This is a genomic window from Algoriphagus sp., assembly GCF_046296635.1.
Classification (GTDB): domain Bacteria; phylum Bacteroidota; class Bacteroidia; order Cytophagales; family Cyclobacteriaceae; genus Algoriphagus.
This window is the reverse complement of record NZ_JBKBKZ010000012.1, coordinates 1-17,047: the sequence shown is the minus strand read 5'-3', so window position 1 is coordinate 17,047 and position 17,047 is coordinate 1. Positions and strand designations below refer to the sequence as shown.

At 41.6% G+C, this 17,047-nt stretch carries 17 protein-coding genes; 8 read left to right on the top strand and 9 right to left on the bottom strand.

From position 1 onward, the window contains the following. Window positions 1–7 precede the first annotated feature (7 nt). Together ACK4HU_RS10540 and ACK4HU_RS10535 are read left to right on the top strand one after the other, a co-directional pair. Window positions 8–1,156 carry a glycoside hydrolase family 5 protein gene (locus ACK4HU_RS10540; protein WP_409806557.1) on the top strand — a complete coding sequence of 383 codons (1,149 nt, stop codon included), beginning with the start codon at window positions 8–10 and terminating at the stop codon, window positions 1,154–1,156. Window positions 1,157–1,231: 75 nt separating this feature from the next. Then, complete coding sequence (locus tag ACK4HU_RS10535) at window positions 1,232–2,395, top strand: hypothetical protein (RefSeq protein WP_409806556.1); 1,164 nt, start codon at window positions 1,232–1,234, stop codon at window positions 2,393–2,395. Between the two features lie 275 nt (window positions 2,396–2,670). Here the strand turns inward: ACK4HU_RS10535 and ACK4HU_RS10530 are convergent, their stop codons facing one another. From ACK4HU_RS10530 to ACK4HU_RS10490, 9 genes are all read right to left on the bottom strand, one after another. Beyond that, on the bottom strand, window positions 2,671–3,369 hold the full coding sequence (locus ACK4HU_RS10530) for a hypothetical protein (protein ID WP_409806554.1): 699 nt from the start codon (window positions 3,367–3,369) through the stop codon (window positions 2,671–2,673). An 86-nt stretch (window positions 3,370–3,455) separates the two neighbouring features. Continuing rightward, a complete protein-coding gene (locus tag ACK4HU_RS10525) occupies window positions 3,456–4,613 on the bottom strand; it encodes an ATP-binding protein (protein WP_409806553.1) in 1,158 nt (385 codons plus the stop codon). A gap of 410 nt (window positions 4,614–5,023) precedes the next feature. Next, on the bottom strand, window positions 5,024–6,391 hold the full coding sequence (locus ACK4HU_RS10520; protein ID WP_409806551.1) for a Gfo/Idh/MocA family protein: 1,368 nt from the start codon (window positions 6,389–6,391) through the stop codon (window positions 5,024–5,026). Between the two features lie 163 nt (window positions 6,392–6,554). Then, window positions 6,555–7,013 (bottom strand): hypothetical protein, encoded by a 459-nt coding sequence (locus tag ACK4HU_RS10515; RefSeq protein ID WP_409806549.1) that lies wholly within the window; start codon window positions 7,011–7,013, stop codon window positions 6,555–6,557. Next, window positions 7,013–7,228 (bottom strand): hypothetical protein, encoded by a 216-nt coding sequence (locus tag ACK4HU_RS10510; RefSeq protein WP_409806547.1) that lies wholly within the window; start codon window positions 7,226–7,228, stop codon window positions 7,013–7,015. Before ACK4HU_RS10510 ends, ACK4HU_RS10515 begins: the two co-directional genes overlap by 1 nt. Before the next feature lie 105 nt (window positions 7,229–7,333). Beyond that, window positions 7,334–7,684, bottom strand: a complete 351-nt coding sequence (locus ACK4HU_RS10505) for a DUF5615 family PIN-like protein (protein ID WP_409806545.1) — start codon at window positions 7,682–7,684, stop codon at window positions 7,334–7,336. Then, window positions 7,681–7,923 (bottom strand): DUF433 domain-containing protein, encoded by a 243-nt coding sequence (locus tag ACK4HU_RS10500; protein WP_409806544.1) that lies wholly within the window; start codon window positions 7,921–7,923, stop codon window positions 7,681–7,683. Before ACK4HU_RS10500 ends, ACK4HU_RS10505 begins: the two co-directional genes overlap by 4 nt. Window positions 7,924–8,036: 113 nt before the next feature. Continuing rightward, on the bottom strand, window positions 8,037–9,110 hold the full coding sequence (locus ACK4HU_RS10495) for an Ldh family oxidoreductase (RefSeq protein WP_409806542.1): 1,074 nt from the start codon (window positions 9,108–9,110) through the stop codon (window positions 8,037–8,039). Window positions 9,111–9,289: 179 nt separating this feature from the next. Further along, window positions 9,290–10,231, bottom strand: a complete 942-nt coding sequence (locus ACK4HU_RS10490; protein ID WP_409806540.1) for an exopolyphosphatase — start codon at window positions 10,229–10,231, stop codon at window positions 9,290–9,292. 165 nt (window positions 10,232–10,396) lie between these two features. On the opposite strand from ACK4HU_RS10490, the gene ACK4HU_RS10485 reads away from it, so the two are divergent. The 6 genes from ACK4HU_RS10485 (at window position 10,397) to ACK4HU_RS10460 (ending at window position 16,906) form a co-directional block, all read left to right on the top strand. Continuing rightward, the gene (locus ACK4HU_RS10485) at window positions 10,397–11,980 is read left to right on the top strand and encodes an acyl-CoA carboxylase subunit beta (protein ID WP_409806538.1); all 1,584 of its coding nucleotides are present in this window, start codon (window positions 10,397–10,399) and stop codon (window positions 11,978–11,980) included. Between the two features lie 181 nt (window positions 11,981–12,161). Then, window positions 12,162–13,238, top strand: coding sequence for a M42 family metallopeptidase (locus ACK4HU_RS10480; RefSeq protein ID WP_409806536.1), 1,077 nt, complete (start codon window positions 12,162–12,164; stop codon window positions 13,236–13,238). 81 nt (window positions 13,239–13,319) lie between these two features. After that, on the top strand, window positions 13,320–14,078 hold the full coding sequence (locus tag ACK4HU_RS10475) for an ABC transporter substrate-binding protein (RefSeq protein ID WP_409806535.1): 759 nt from the start codon (window positions 13,320–13,322) through the stop codon (window positions 14,076–14,078). A gap of 115 nt (window positions 14,079–14,193) precedes the next feature. Beyond that, window positions 14,194–15,546 (top strand): Gfo/Idh/MocA family protein, encoded by a 1,353-nt coding sequence (locus ACK4HU_RS10470; protein WP_409806534.1) that lies wholly within the window; start codon window positions 14,194–14,196, stop codon window positions 15,544–15,546. Between the two features lie 5 nt (window positions 15,547–15,551). After that, window positions 15,552–16,313, top strand: a complete 762-nt coding sequence (locus ACK4HU_RS10465; RefSeq protein ID WP_409806532.1) for a DUF1080 domain-containing protein — start codon at window positions 15,552–15,554, stop codon at window positions 16,311–16,313. After that, complete coding sequence (locus ACK4HU_RS10460; protein ID WP_409806530.1) at window positions 16,310–16,906, top strand: DUF1080 domain-containing protein; 597 nt, start codon at window positions 16,310–16,312, stop codon at window positions 16,904–16,906. Before ACK4HU_RS10465 ends, ACK4HU_RS10460 begins: the two co-directional genes overlap by 4 nt. The last annotated feature ends 141 nt before the right edge of the window (window positions 16,907–17,047 follow it).

The window sequence follows — 17,047 nt, the reverse complement described above, 5'->3', positions numbered from 1 at the left end:
TAAGCCCATGAACCCCTTTGATTCTCGTCGTGATTTTATGAAAAAAACTGCTTTAGCGACTGCTGGAGCAAGTTTGGTTCCCTTGTCATCTTATGCGCAAGCGAAATCAAAAAATAAACTTCCAGCATGGAAAGGCTTCAATCTCCTGGATTTTTTCTCCCATAATCCTGATCAAGGCAGACCGACGAAACCGGATTATCTCAAGTGGATCGCCGATTGGGGATTTGATTTTGTCCGAATCCCAATGTCGTATCCAAGCTATTTGGATATTGATCGAACTCGCCCAATCCGACCGGATGAAGTGCTGAACTTTGATGAAAGTAGACTGGAAAAAGTAGATCAACTGGTAGAGAAAAGTATCAAACAAGGGCTTCATGTCAGTTTAAACCTACATCGCGCACCGGGATTTTGTATCAATGCGGGTTTTGAAGAGCCCTATAATCTGTGGAAAGATCAGGAAGCCTTGGATGCATTTTGCGCGCACTGGGAAATGTGGGCGAACCGATATCGGGGAATTTCATCTAAGAAACTAAGCTTTGACTTGGTCAATGAACCTTTTCAGCGGGAGAATCCAAATGACCAACATAGTCCGGGTGGACCGGTAGATGTGGTGGATTATCATCGCGTGGCGAAAGCGGCTTTGGGCCGAATCAAATCTGTGAAGAAATCCCGATTGGTTATTGCAGATGGAAATGGTGGTGGAGGAATGGCTGTTCCTGAATTGGCTTATTTGGACTTGTCTCAAAGTTGTCGTGGATATCATCCTTTTCCGATATCACATCACAAAGCAAGTTGGGTTTACAAAGATCCATCGGCTGTGCCACCCGTTGATTGGCCGCTTCAACAGGGTGAAAAGATGCTTGACATCGATACCATCCGCCAATACTATGAGCCCTGGAAGGACCTGATTGATCGCGGAGTTGGCGTTCATTGTGGGGAATGTGGCTGCTACAATCAAACGCCTCATGAGGTGTTTTTGGCTTGGTTTGGGGATGTACTTCAGGTATTGAAAGAGATGGAAGTTGGATTTGGGATATGGGAGTTTTCAGGCGCTTTTGGAGTAATGAATTCCGGGCGAAAAGATGTGGATTATGAAGATTGGTATGGAGAGAAGCTGGACAGGAAATTTTTGGAGTTGCTGAGAGCTCAGATTTGAAATAAAACGAATTTTTTCATATTGCCTGTCATATAAATGACTGATCTGAACGATTAATCATTTAAAAGTATAACTATGAGAAAATTGATTTTTGCAATAGCTTTTTTAATCGTTCTGGGAAGTTGCAATTCTTCATCCGACCTGGTTTCATCCGAGACCAAAGCGGTTCAATTTCAGCTGATTGATTCATTGGTTGTTGAATCACTATTTGAATTGTATCTGGTAGGGAAGAATGAACAAACTGGTCAGTATTTGTTCAAGGATAAAAATGTCAAAGAGATACTTTTAACCGATGCAAAAGGGGGAATTCTGGCCCAGCCCAAACTTAAAGGAGTAGATCCCGATCAAGTAGCCATTCCTTGGGAAATCGGTTTTGCCGGAAATGAGATCGCTGTCAAAGAGTTTTCAGCAGAGTCTAAGGTTCACTTTTTCGACCTGTCATTTAAAAAACTACGAGTTTCTGACCCAATTGCCGGTGGTTTGAATACGTTTGAAATTGCTCCAACCAGAAATGGAGTTTCATTTCTAAAGATCGACGAAAAAAGTCTTTTGATTGGCTCTGATCCTAATGCGGTAAACCCTGAGTTGATGGCAAAAAACCAACAAAATTCAGGATTATATGAGAAGTCAACAAGCGGATTTATTGTTGATGTTAATTCAGGAAAGGTCGTAAAGTTGAATCTTTATCCTGATTCATGGCAACCGAGAAGAGAAGGGAAGTGGGTCGGACCAGCTTATCCTTTTATAGCAGTGGGTTCTAAAAGTAAGATAATTGCAGTTTTACCAAGAATTGGAGATCAATTGTTCTTTTATCAGCTTGTAAATAATGAGTTAGTGCCAAAAGGTGAAACACTGATCAATCACCCGAAACGAAAGCGGGGGCTAGTTTTTAATCCTGAAGATGAACCATTGCTTTATCCCAACTTTTTTGATTTGAAGGCTGGTGGGAATTTGTTTTTGATCCATTTCTACACTGAAGTTCCGAGAGATTTGTATTTGCCAATGAAGGCGCAGGGTATCGATAACGCTAAAAACCCTGAGCATGTCGAGCTTTTGAGGAGGACTAGGAGATCAAAATACATTCTGTCTGACGATAAAGGAAACCAAACCCCAATTGAAGATTTGCCTATCGAGGGTCAAATTCATTACATGGACGCCAATGATGTGATTTACATCAAGCCCGAAAGCAAAGAAGAAAAAGACTACAATGTTTTTTATCGATATCGTGTAAAAATGTAGGTGACGATCAAAGGGCAGTTTTCATAATTAGTTTTGTTCAATAGCCGGAAGCATTGAAAAATATATATCCGTAATTCTGCCAGTAACCAAATTTGATAAAATTTCACCTCGACTTCGCTCGGTGTCCGTTGATTTTGTTTTTGGGAGAGGGGAGGAATATGCGGCGCAGCCGCATATTCCTCCCCTCCCTGTAATAATCTGGAATCCGGTGGCCGAGCGAAGTCGAGGCCATTTTGATCTACTGGCAAAGAAGGGGATGATCACATTGAAAAATTTCAAAAAAGGTCGATGTAGACTAGACCAACCGAAAAGACAAGGTTTTCCATTGGGGCTCGTCGATAGTGATAATCGAATGTGCCTCCTCCTCCAGGTTCTGGTACATAGGTTACGTCTCCTTTTGTAAGAAAGCGCAGGGAATTTCCGGTTTGATAGTTGCCTTTGATTTCCAGAAAGAGTCCGGGATTGCTTGGAATGGGGATTTGTATCCCTGTCCCAAAACTATATGCTAGAGTCCAACTTTGGTGATCTTTGCCGGACTCAATTACTTCATCCGAAACGATCGAATCTCGTATTTGGAAACGAGTGTAAAGGTAGTTGGCTCCAAATTTGGCTTCCATGAAATGCCTGATTTTCCCAAGTGGATTGGTTTGATAACGCATCACGGCCATTCCCGTCAGAATATTGTTATTGCGCCTTAGCCGAAGTTCATCATTGAATCCTTGATAATAATCTGTTCGCTTTTCCAACTTGCTCCCATAAATTCCATAGCCCAATTCAAATCCAAATTGAATGGGGATAGTTTGGGCTTCATGAAGGAAAATGCCTGAGATCGTTGGAATGAAAAGTCCATTGGTCTCGTTTTTTAATTTTCCTTGGGCAAACCCACCATTGAAATGGCCTCCAGCCGACCAAAACTGTGCATTAGCAGCAAATCCAAAAACCAGAAAAAACAGGGTGATTAAAATTTTTTTCATTGGCAAAATGGTTACTCTTTGTACGTTAATTGACCTTCAGGTGGTTACTTAAATCAAGTTGAACTGAGGTAAATTCAGTATTTTGGTTACTTGGTGTTGTCCAGAAATTGCAAAAATCCACGAAGCCCAATTACTCGGACATTTTTAGCTAGAGGGTAGTTTTCGGCCTTTGGTACAATGACATGCAGTTGTTCGATTCCGAGGTCTTGCATAGCGATGTAGGTACCTTTGGTCAGTACCGGGGCCGAACTGAATTTTATTTCTGCCGCGGCAAGCCATCGGTTATTTCTTCGGATTAGCAGGTCGATTTCCGCGCCGTCATGAGTCTTATAATAGAACATTTCATCATCTGAGTATAGTAGCATGGAGACTTGTGCAATCACAAACGCCTCCCAGGATGAACCCAAAATCAGATTTCCGAAAACTGAATCCCTGTTATAGATACCTAATAGATAATGCATCATACCTGTATCTCTGTAATACAGTTTGGGAGCCTTTACCAACCTTTTCTTTGGATTCACTGCCCAAGGATATAATTCTCGAATTAGAAATGCTTCTACAAAGAAGCTGAGATAGGTTTTTACGGTTGGGACGCTCAGTCCTAGGGATTTTGCAAAAGTGGAGTAATTTAAAATTCCTCCGTTTGAGGAGGCGATCATCATTAGGAATTGGCGAGTTACTTTGGAATCGGCAGGTAGTCCATATTGAGGCAAATCACGATGGATATAACTTGAGACAAAATTTCGATACCAATTGCTTTTGGATTTTGCATTGGAATAAAGAAATACTTCAGGAAATCCTCCAAAAATCCATAGCTCTTCCCATGATTCAGTTTGATCGATTTCTAAGAGAGAAAGCGGCATCATTTCGATATAGGAAATTCTTCCTGCCAAACTTTCAGCACTTTGTCTAAGGAGAGCAGGTGACGCTGAACCAAGGATGACAAACCTTCCAGGCTTTCTATGAATATCTACCATGGCCCTGATCAATGGAAATAGGTTTGGCAAATGGTGGATTTCATCCAGAATGATGGTTTTGTCCTGATTTTCTTCGAAAAAAAATTCAGGATCATTTAGCCTGTTGAGATCGGAGATTTTCTCCAAATCCAAATAAATCGACTCAGACTGATAAATAGCAGATTTGGCAAGAGTGGTTTTCCCTACTTGTCTTGGCCCAATCAGTCCTGTGACAGGAAACTGATTGATTGATTCATTCAAATCTGATTCTATTTTTCGCTTAATCATCCCCGTAAATTTAAAAATAAATTTTAGATTTACGGGGATAGATTATTTATAAAATATTGATATTCAATAAAAAAATGATTTTATTTCTTTTAAATAAAAAAGCAAACTCCATCGATATAGAAAGAGAATTACGGGTATCATCCCTGCATTTCTAAAATTTTTTTTTAGAAATGCAGGGATGCGATTTTGTAAACTGTTCAAAAATCATTGCCCAAACATATCAGGTTTTCAAAACCTGACATGTCTGATATTCATGAAAAATGAGGCTGTCTCATTAATGCTTAATGTCACATTGAGCGAAGTCGAAATATTGTCCCATTCCCTAGAAATGGCCTTTGACTCCGCTCAGGCTGACACTGGAGCCCTTTTTTGAGACAGCCTCTTATAAATTTTGAAAATGAAAACTCCAATCAAACGTTTTTCGGCTCGGGGTGAACGTAAGGAGCACGATAAGGTCTGCGTAGTTTTGCAGTGGCTTCCGGATCATCAAGCACGGTCATGGTTTTAGGATCGTAGCGAATGGCTCGACCTCCGAGTTCCATCGATATATTGGCCAGAATACAGGAAGCTGTTGAGATATGGCCGTCTTCTACATCCGCAATTGGTAAGGTGTCTTTGTCAATGGATTCCAACCAATCTTGCATGTGGATTCGGGTGGCTGGAGCAGCATTGAGTTCAATTCGCTCCTCGGTCAAATCCTCCGGATACTTTTCCCGCTCAAAGAAGCAATCGAAGTGGATTTTTTCTTCTTTGGTATCATAAGGAATATAATCTGCCTGCATGGTACTTCCTGCCAGCATCCCTTTTTCTCCAAAGAGTTTGAAAGACCATGGGTATTCCGGATCCGGAGCGTTGCCCCATGTGCGATGTTGCCAGACAACATTGAGTTCGTCGAATTCAAATATTGCACTTTGGGTGTCAGAGATGTTGGATTTTCCTTCCTTTTGCACGTAGATTCCACCGGTGGAAGAGATTTGTTTTGGCCAGCCAAGGTCCAGCATCCATCTTACGGTGTCCAGCATGTGGACACACATATCGCCGGTGATGCCGTTACCATATTCCATGAAAGTTCTCCACCAGCGAATATGCGGAAGACCATCGTATGGTCTCATTGGGGCAGGCCCAGTCCAAAGCTCATAATTCAGGAATTCAGGAACTGGCTCGACAGGTGGATTGCCGTTGGCACGCATGTGGAAATAGCAGCAGACTTCGGCGTGACTGATTTTCCCAAGTTTTCCGGTGTCAATGATTTGCTTTTTAGCATCGATCAGATGTGGTGTGCTTTTTCGTTGGGTGCCGATTTGGCACTTTCGATTGTATTTTCTAGCGGCGGCCAAAATTGCTTCCCCTTCAATTACATCGACTGAGATTGGCTTTTGCAAATAAACATGAGCTCCTGACTTTAATGCGTCGATTGCCTGAAGTGCATGCCAGTGATCGGGCGACCCGATGAGCACAAGGTCACACTTATGTTTTTTGAGAAGTTCGCGGTAGTCTTCGAAAAGCTCGGGGACTTTTTTGGATTTTTGACGTTGGGAAACAAGCTCGCCCGCAGCTGTAAGGAGTTTTTTGTCCACATCACAGAGTGCGACTACTTCCACATCGGCCACTTGGATCAGGCGGAAAAGATCCGACTTTCCGTACCACCCGGTTCCGATCAGGGCAACTTTATATGGGCCATCGTGGTCTTTGAAATCCATTCCAAAGAGCCCAAAACTTGCCAAAGTCATCATGGCAGAAGAGCCTTTCAAAAAGTCACGTCGATTCAATTGATTCATAGGTTTTTGGGTTAAGGGATAATGCGAGTTTCAATTTACAAAAAGGGGGGACAGATGCAAATCTGGATAGGATGGAAGGGAGAAAGTTGGAAGGTAGCAAGTTTGAAAAGTTGGAAGGTATTAGCTTGATTTTGGAAAGAGAAAACGTGATTTGGGATAATACTTAACTCTTCTCCAGATTTTCCAAGTCGTCTAGGTCTTTTGATCTTCGTGAAGCACTTTTCGCATCCATTAAGTCATTTTTGTGAAGTGTTCGGACCAACAATCCACCATCATCATAGATTTTCGATTTTCCATAAGCCAAGTCAAAATCCAAGCCTTTAACTTCAGTCATTATATCAATTGCCACAGGGGATCGTCCATAAGAAAAGACATTCCATTCAGGATGGTTTAGGAAATTGTCTTCATTCATGTCAAATAAAGGCATTCCAAATTGAAGGAAAGCATTAGTGATTTTCCTATAGTTCTCCTTAGTTCTCCGTACCCAAATATCCATGTCTCCGGTTGTTCTGGAATACCCATGAATAATTACTGAAAAGCCTCCCACTAGGATGTATTCGACACTTTGATCGTTTAATGAATTCAAAAAATCCCTGAAATCTTCCTGAAAGATATTTCCCATTACTCCCTTTTTTTGATCTGAAAAAATGTTTTATCCATCCTGGGCGGATTGTCCAAATCATAACCATAGGCAATACTATTGAGGTATTGGTGAATTCGCATTCTTTCCTGCCAAGTCAGTTTTTGGTGTTCCTTTCCATAGTTTACCTGTTCGGATGCATTTCTGGCTTGAAAAGCGGTTCGGTCAAGTTTGTATTTTTTTGGAGAATCACTCATGTACTCTTAAATTAGAAATGTTGGCAATATGATTTACAAGTCGAAGCTAATTAATGTGTGACCAAGTTTTTTCGCAATCTGTATTCAACCCCTCAAAGAACAAGTTCAATAAGCCCGTTGTCTGATCGAGTTTTTATCGATGACAGTTAGGGCATTTGCAAAAGAGAATTTTTTGGAGATTAAGTCTAGAAGGATTTTTCGGGGATCTTTTGGCTCAAATTCATTCAGTCTAAAAAAGACAACTCCTGACTCTGGTTTAAGTCCATATTTGAAGATTAATTCTCCATAATCAGAATCATGCGTAGGGATAACCAGATTCTGAGAAATGGCAATCTTCATCACTTCATTATCTGATATTCCTTGAAATTTTTCAGCGATTGAGGTGACTTCAATTTTATTTTCCCTCAAAAAAATAACACTTGGCCAAGGGAAATTTTCATTTGCTAAAAAACTCATTCGGAAACTTTGCTTCGAATTTCAACCATCAATCCATCTTTTACAAAATCATTTAAATAGGAAAATACTGCCTGTAAATCTTCCTTTTTCAAATGCGGGTAAGATTCTAAAACTTTAGACTCTGACCAACCATCGGCTAATCTTTCCAGAATGAATTCAACTGAAATGCGGGTTCCATTGATTATTGGCTTTCCAAGCAGGACATTTTTATCAGATACTATTCGATTTTTCCAATCCATAGTTTAAAATACAGAAAATATTATGAATAGGTTTTGATGTGTTCAATTACTTATAAGATTCTGTTGATCTAGCTGAGAAAATCGTTTTGTCCATCCTTGGAGGATTGTCCAAATCATAAAATCACCCCAAACCTTTCCCCAAGTTCCGTCAGATCCTTCACCACAGGATCAAGCAGGGGAATTCCTTCATTTCTGCGGATGCCTTCCAATTCTCGCTCGGGATCACCGGGAATTAAAACTCTTTCGTTTCCTGGAGTGGGAGTTGCTGAGCGAAACCGAGTAATCCAATTATCCATGTGGGACTTGAATTCATCTGCCGGACGAAAAGCATCTACACGCATGGCGCCGAAAAAGTGACCGATTCCTTCCCCGACTAAGTTTGGCAAAGGATCCAAGAAAGCAACAAAAGGTGGAACCCAAGGACCATAATTTGCACCTGATAGGACAGCAGAGAAAATGTCCACAATAGCACCAAGTGCATAGCCTTTGTGCGAGCCGTGTTCTTTATCGCCTCCCAGCGGAAGCAAAGCTCCACCGTCTTTTACTCCATTCGCAGAGGTTGTTGGACTTCCGTCTTTGTCCTGAACCCAGCCAGTTGGAGTGTCGAGCCCTTTTCGTTGGAGAATTTCTAGTTTACCGTTGGCCGCGGTGGTAGTTGCCATATCTGCTACAAAGGGCGGTTGGTCTTTTGCCGGAATGGCAACTGAAATCGGGTTGGTGCCAAGAAGTCTTTCTTTGGAAAATGTCGGAGAGACAAGAGGACTTGCATTAGTAAGGGATATCCCGATCATGTCGTGTTCCAAAGCCATCATGGCATGATAGCCGGCGATTCCGTAGTGGTTGGAGTTTTTCACCGAAACCCAACCTGTTCCAACATTTTTTGCTTTTTCGATAGCGACTTTCATCGCAAAAGGAGCAACGACCAATCCCAAACCACTATCGCCATCCACCACTGCGGTGGAAGGGGTTTCGTAGCTGACATGGATATTTGGAGTTGGATTAATTCTGCCCTTTTCCCACAATCTCACATAGCCGGAAAGCCGCGCAACCCCATGGCTGTCCACCCCGCGAAGGTCTGCCGAAAGAAGAACTTCCGTCCCGATCTTGGCATCAGTCTCAGGGCAGCCGATTTTAATCAGCATTTCAAAAGTAAATCTGTAGAGTTGTTCGTAGGAGAAATTTTGCATAGGAAGAATTATTTGCTGGCGCAAAGATAGGCTCAAAGGCCACAGATGCGCAGATGAAAATGGTTGAAATGGGAATCTTAACTCAAAAAAAATTCAGGCTTTCAGAAAAATCTGCGGTTATCTGAGAAATCTGTGAGAAATTGGTTTTTGTGCCTTTCCGCCTTTGTGGCTAAAAAAACTTAAACAGTCACTTTTCCAGCGATCAACCGTGCCACGGCCCCCTCTTTCAAAGAATAATGTGAACAAACTATGGCTTCAACAGGAACATAACGAAGGATAAATTCAATCAGGCAGCTGGCAACTACAATCATATCCACTCGCATGGGGATCATTCCAGGAATGTTAAGTCGTTGTTGTCTGTTTTTAGTTTTCAGCATTTGAAAAATCTGCTCAAAATCCACTGTGGGCAGCTCAAAAACATGTTGACCTGTCAATTTGCACTGAAGCATGGACTCAAAATAAATATCAGTAAGCGTGTCAAATGTTCCTGATGCACCAACCAAACCTGTCGGTTTGAATTTTTCAATCGCTTCGATTAGAGGTTGGAGTTTTTCCTGGCAATAAACCTCCAGTTTTTCTACTTCTTCTGGTAGGATTGGATCGTGATAATGAAAAGCATCCAGAAGTCGTTGTCCTCCAATTTCAAAGCTTTTTTTCCAGAAGACTTCCTGGGAGGTTCCGATGATGAATTCCACCGAACCGCCGCCAATGTCCATCATCAGGTTAGTATGCCCATTGAGCGAACCGGAAAGATTGATTCCCTCATAGATGAGTTGGGCTTCTTCTTCACCGGAAATCACATTGATATGGATTCCAAGATCTGATTTAACTTTTGCGACGAATTCCGGGCCATTTTCGGCATTTCGTACCGCACTGGTAGCAAAAGCAAAAACCTGATCGATGTTTTCTCCGTCGATCAGGTTTTTGAAGTGTTTAAGTGTATGAAAAGCCCTTTTTTGAGCTTCAGGAGCAAGTTGGTTTTGGCTGATTCCACCTTTACCAAGTTTAACCGCAATTTTTTCCTTGTAGATTGTCCTAAACCCAAGTCCATTCACTTCCACCAATAACAAGTGAAATGTATTGGTTCCCATGTCGATCAATGCAGCTTTTCGGGTACTCATTTTTTGCTAAAAATTTTCGATGGGCGAATATAGAAAGTTTTTTAAATGATCAGGTTAAGATTTCGTGAAGTACAGAATTGAGCATTTTCAGGATTCAATTTTTGCATGTTCCAATTTTCCATTCCAATCAAGGGGCTATATTTGGTCAGAATAAAAAATTGAGAAATGGCAGAATTGAATAAACCCATCTACACCCTTCCTGGAAACAATGAAAAACTTGAGCTTTTGCAAAAGAAAAATGCGGAAGCCTTAAAAGGTGGAGGAGATGCCCGAATTGCGGCCCAGCATAAAAAAGGAAAATTGACCGCTCGTGAGCGCATTGATCTCTTAATGGATGAGGGGACTTTTGAGGAAATCGACAAGTTTGTAATGCATCGCTCCAAGGATTTTGGACTGGACAAAGAGCATTATTTGGGAGATGGGGTAGTTACTGGATATGGCGAAATAAATGGGCGTTTGGTCTATGTTTTTTCGCAGGACTTTACGGTTTTTGGAGGCTCACTTTCTGAAACGCATGCGGAGAAAATCTGTAAAATCATGGATATGGCCATGAAAAATGGGGCTCCTCTGATTGGATTGAATGACTCAGGTGGAGCGAGAATTCAGGAAGGAGTGAATTCTTTGGGTGGATACGCTGATATATTTTACAGAAATACCTTGGCTTCCGGTGTGATTCCACAAATCTCGGCGATCATGGGGCCATGCGCAGGTGGGGCAGTTTATTCTCCTGCGATCACTGACTTTATTTTGATGGTGGAAAATACCTCCTATATGTTTGTGACAGGGCCGAATGTGGTAAAAACGGTGACCCAAGAAACTGTAACCGCTGAAGAACTTGGGGGCGCTTCCACGCACAGCACGAAATCGGGGGTGACACATTTTGCTTGTGCCAACGAACTGGAAGCGATTCGGCACATCAAGCGATTGCTTAGTTACATTCCTCAAAATTGCGAAGATCAGGCTCCGGTTTATCCTTATGAACTGAAAAAAGATGAAGGCAGAAAAGTGCTGGATTCGATTATTCCGGAAAACCCAAATCAACCTTATGACATGCGAGACGTGGTCAGGGGAATCGTGGACGACGAGTCATTTTTGGAAGTTCATGAAAACTATGCGGACAATATTGTAGTTGGCTTTGCAAGGATAGCAGGCAGAAGTATTGGAATTGTAGGAAACCAACCGCAATCAATGGCTGGAGTTTTGGACAATCACGCCTCGGTGAAAGCAGCTCGTTTTGTTAGATTCTGTGATAGTTTCAATGTGCCATTGCTGGTTTTGGTGGATGTACCTGGGTTCTTGCCTGGAACTGATCAGGAATGGAATGGGATCATCACTAATGGAGCCAAGTTGCTTTATGCATTCTCAGAGGCTACAGTTCCGCGAATTACTGTAATCACTAGAAAAGCATACGGAGGAGCGTATGATGTCATGAATTCCAAGCACATCGGAGCAGATCTAAATTATGCCTGGCCTACTGCTGAAATCGCAGTTATGGGAGCAAAAGGTGCTGCTGAGATTATTTTCAAAAAAGAAATCGCAGAAGCTTCCGATCCTGAAGCCAAGCTCCAAGAAAAAGTCGATGAATACACAGCCAAGTTTGCAAATCCATATCGAGCTGCGCACCGTGGATTTATTGATGAAGTGATTTTGCCTTCAGATACGCGAATCAAACTGATCAAAGCTTTCAAAATGCTGGAAAACAAAGTGGACAAGCTGCCTAGGAAGAAGCATGGGAATATTCCATTGTAGGAATTTAGTTATTAGTTGCTTTCGATGAAAAATATATCAATGATGCAGAATTAAATGAATTTAGAGTATTACATGATAATTGTTTAAGGCTGCTAAAAGGGTACATCAGCTATCTACAAAAAGCGAAAACTGGCGCCTCAAACCAATAACTTAATAACCAATAACTCACTTACGATACTAAATGAATAAATCTAACACCTCACTCCACTTCCTCACCACCTACCTCAACAACGCATCACCAACTGGCTTCGAAGCCTCAGGGCAGCAAATTTGGTTGGATTATGTCCGCCCTTTTGTGGATACCTATTTTACAGATAATTACGGAACAGCAGTTGGCGTCATCAACCCGAAGGCAGAATACAAAGTGGTGATCGAGGCTCATGCTGATGAGATCAGCTGGTTTGTCAATTACATCAAGGACGATGGCTATATTTATGTCCGTCGAAATGGAGGATCTGACCATATGATTGCGCCCTCCAAGCGGGTGAATATTCACACGGACAAAGGAATAATCCCAGGTGTTTTTGGCTGGCCGGCGATTCATGTGAGAAAAGAAGGAAAAGAAGATGCACCAACTTTGGATAATATTTTCATCGATGTCGGAGCCAGATCCAAAGCAGAAGTGGAAGAGATGGGAATTCATGTCGGTTGTGTCATCACTTTCAAAGATGAGCTGATTGAGCTTAACGGAAAGTTTTGGTCCGGCCGTGCCTTGGACAACCGAATCGGCGGTTACATGATCGCTCAAGTAGCTCGAAAAATCAAAGAAGAGGGAATCCAACTTCCATTTGGCTTGTATATCGTCAATGCGGTACAGGAGGAAATAGGGCTTCGCGGTGCAGAAATGATTGCTCATCGAATTAAACCTAATGTGGCCATCATTACCGATGTTTGCCATGACACGACAGCACCTCTATATAATAAGGTGACAAGTGGCGATCAAACCGCTGGTAAAGGGCCAGTCCTGACATATGGAGCTTCTGTTCATAAGAAATTGTTGGACTTGATCATTGATACTGCTAAGAAGAAAGCGATCCCATTCCAGCGTGCGGCTGCTTCACGGGTAACTGGTACAGATACAGATGCATTTGCTTACTCAAACGAAGGTGTACCGTCCGCCTTGATTTCACTGCCTTTGAAATACATGCATACTACTGTCGAGACAGTGAGCAAAGATGACATTGAGCAAGTGATCAATTTGATGTATGAATTCTTATTGGAATTTGATCCCGGTTTTGATTTTAGATACATAAGTTAATGGTAGATTGGTTATTAGTTATAATAGGAAACCTCAGTCCAGGTTTCTTTCAATAACAAATAACCAATAACTTTTTCCTTTATGCATTTCACCGATCATATAAATCGTAGCATTTTCCTCCCAAAGCCCCCTGAGCGAATCATTTCTTTGGTTCCGTCTCAGACTGAATTGTTGGTGGATTTGGGTTTGGAAGAAAAGATCGTAGGGGTGACAAAATTTTGTGTTCATCCTACACATTTAAGAAAGTCAAAAACGATTGTAGGAGGCACCAAAAACTATCGCTTTGACGTGATCGATTCTTTAAAGCCAGATTTGATCATTGGCAACAAAGAGGAAAATGATCAGGAAGGCATTGAAAAATTGGCAGCCAAGTATCCAGTTTGGATGAGTGACATTTTTGATTTGAAGGATTCCCTTCGGATGATTTTTGATTTGGGAGAAATAACCGGTAAAAAAGGCAAAGCGGCTGGGGTCATTTCTCGAATCGAGAAGTCCTTTGCGCAGCCTGTAGTCAAAAAAGGTAGTTGCATCTACCTGATTTGGGAAAACCCAAAAATGGCCGCTGGCAAGAATACATTTATAGATTCAATGCTTTCTATGGCGGGTTTTGAGAATTTGGCAGAAAAATCCAGATATCCAGATATTACTGAGGAAATACTTATCAATCTGTCGCCAGATTATTTGCTCTTAAGCTCGGAGCCATTCCCTTTCAAGGAAAAACATATTCAGACTTTTGAAAATATTCTTCCAAATACCAAAGTTCAATTGGTAGACGGAGAGCTCTTCTCTTGGTATGGAAGTCGATTGCTCCACGCAGCAGACTATTTTAAAAGATTATAGCAGAATTGCATCTTTAAGACGGATTTCCACTTGTAAAAAATAAGCTTTGTATCAGGTACTTTCTTAAAAAATTCAATTAACTTTTGAGCGTTAACATTAATCCTCTTTCATTTCCATGAAAAATAATCGAAGGAGCTTCCTAAAAAAGCTCGGCCTGACAACAGGCATTGCTGCAATTGCTCCGGCATTTTTGGCAGAAGCAAATACCGTCAATCAGGAATACCTTAAAAGAACTGAAGGATTCTCAGCAGATCAACCGATCCGATTAGCCTTAATCGGTGCCGGAATTATGGGGACTGAGGATACCAATTCTGCCTTGAAGCATGTAAATGTATCACTGGTTGCTGTTTGCGATCTATATGATGGACGACTCGCCACGGCAAAGCAAAAGTGGGGAGATCATCTTTTCACTACAAAGGATCATAAGGAGATTCTGAAAAGAACAGACGTAGATGCAGTGATCATCGGTACACCAGATTCTTGGCATAAGCAAATTTCCATTGATGCTTTAAATGCTGGAAAGCATGTTTATTGTGAGAAGCCGATGGTTCATTCTGTAAAAGAAGGCGCTGAAGTTATTGAAGCCTGGAAAAATTCAGGTAAAGTTATGGTTGTGGGCTCTCAGGGAATTTCTTCCTTGGGAAATGAAAAAGCAAAAGAATTACTTGCTGCAGGAGTTATCGGGGATTTGGTTTATGCGGAAGGATTTTGGGCGAGACATTCGCCTGAAGGTGCTTGGCAATACAATGTGCCAACAGATGGGAATGAAAAAACAGTAGATTGGAAACGATATATTTCAAATACAACGGCTAGAAATTGGGATCCTTTGCGGTTTTTCCGTTGGAGGAATTACTTAGATTATGGAACTGGAATGTCTGGAGACCTTTTTGTGCATTTATTTTCCAGCTTGCACTTTATCACCAATTCCAAAGGGCCGAATAAAGTCTCTTCTATGGGTGGACTGAGGTATTGGAAAGATGGAAGAGAAGTGCCGGATGTTTTGCTGGGAACGTTTGATTATCCTGAATCACCGGAACACCCTGGATTTAATCTTTCGCTCAGATGCAATTTCGTAGATGGAACAAGTGGCACAACCTATTTGAGAATTGTTGGCACTAAAGGTTCGATGGATGTCAAATGGGAAGAAGTGGTCGTGAAGCTGAATAACAATGCTGAAAGCGATGACCCGTTTATGAAAGAGCAGGCAAAGCTTAGAGCAGCTTCTGGTCAGGAAGAAAGAGCTAAAATCCTTCCTCCTCGTGAGACATCTTATATGGCAGAACGCTCATGGAAAGGTGCCCATTATGATCACTTTGGCAAATGGTTTAATGCAATCAGAACTGGCGGGACTGTCGTAGAAGATCCTATCTTTGGATTTAGAGCGGCAGCTCCTGCACTTTTATGTAATGACAGTTACTTCCAGGATAAATTCATCAAGTGGGATCCCGTTAATATGAAATTGATTTAAATACTATGAAGGAAAGAAAACTAATTTGGATGGCTCTGCTCTCCCTAGCATGGGCTTGTGGCCCAAAAGAAACTACTGAAACCACCGAGGTGATCGAAGAAGTGGTAATTGCTGATAATTCACTTTCGGAAGAAGAGAAAGCTGAAGGTTGGTTTCTTCTTTTTGACGGTACTTCGATGGAAGGCTGGAGAGCTTTCAACGGTGATTCTACACCTCCTAATTGGATCATTGAAGATGGTGCAATGAAAGGACTTGGATCTACTGGAGGGGAAGATTTTGGAGGGGATGTTGTCTTTGGGCCGATGGAATTTGAGGAGTTTGAAATGGAATTTACGTGGAAGATCTCTCCCGGTGGTAATAGCGGGGTGTTCTATCACGTAGTTGAAGGACCAAAATACAAGGCACCTTATTATACGGGTCCAGAATATCAAGTGATCGATCAGTTGGGATTTGCGCAACCATTAGAGGATTGGCAGTCATTGGCTGGAGATTATGCGATGTATGTGCCGGATTATGAAGGTGTGGTAAAACCAGCCGGAGAATGGAATACCTCAAAAATCATTTTTTCAGAGTCTGGCTCTAGTTATTGGTTAAATGGTAAGAAGACAGTTGAATTTGTTCCCTATTCTGAGGATTGGACTACAAGAAGGAATTCAGGGAAGTGGAATGATTTTCCAGATTATAAGATTGCAAAAAAAGGACTGATTGCTCTACAGGATCATGGCGACCCTGTATGGTTTAAAAATATAAAAATAAGACCTCTATGAAGAAGATAATTATTGTTGGCCTGATGTTAATTATGGCCCAAACATCATTTGCCCAAAAAGCCAAAAAGTTGTTCAATGGAAAGAATCTAAAAGGATGGGTAATATATGGCACTGAAAAGTGGTATGTCGAAGAGGGGCTTTTAGTTTCTGAGAGTGGTCCGGACAAAGGTTACGGTTATTTGGGAACGAAAAAGGATTTTGAGGACTTTGAAATTGACCTAGAGTTCAAGCAAGAAGCCAATGGGAACAGTGGTGTATTCATTCGGTCTACAGTTGATGGAACAAAAGTGTCTGGTTGGCAGGTAGAGGTTGCTCCTCCGGGCAGTGACACCGGCGGGATTTATGAATCTTATGGTAGAGGTTGGCTAATTAAGCCTGAGCCAGAAAAAGACAAAGCCTTGAAGTTTGGAGAGTGGAACAAAATGAAAATCGTTGTCAAAGGCGATAATGTAACCTCTTATTTGAATGGTGTGGAGATGGTCAATTTTTCTGATGCAAAAATCGGTGAAGGAAAAGGTGGTGTTTTACTTCAAATTCACGATGGTGGAGGAATTAAAGTCTACTGGAAAAATATCGTATTGAAGAAGCTTTAATGTTTTTAAATCTCATATTTCAACAGCTCTGGGAGTATAAACTTTCAGAGCTGTTTTATTTTTGAATTTTTCCCAATCATATTCAGCGACTTAGGGCGTATCTAGATTTTTTTTGAGTGTGGGTGTTGTTGTGGAGAAAAA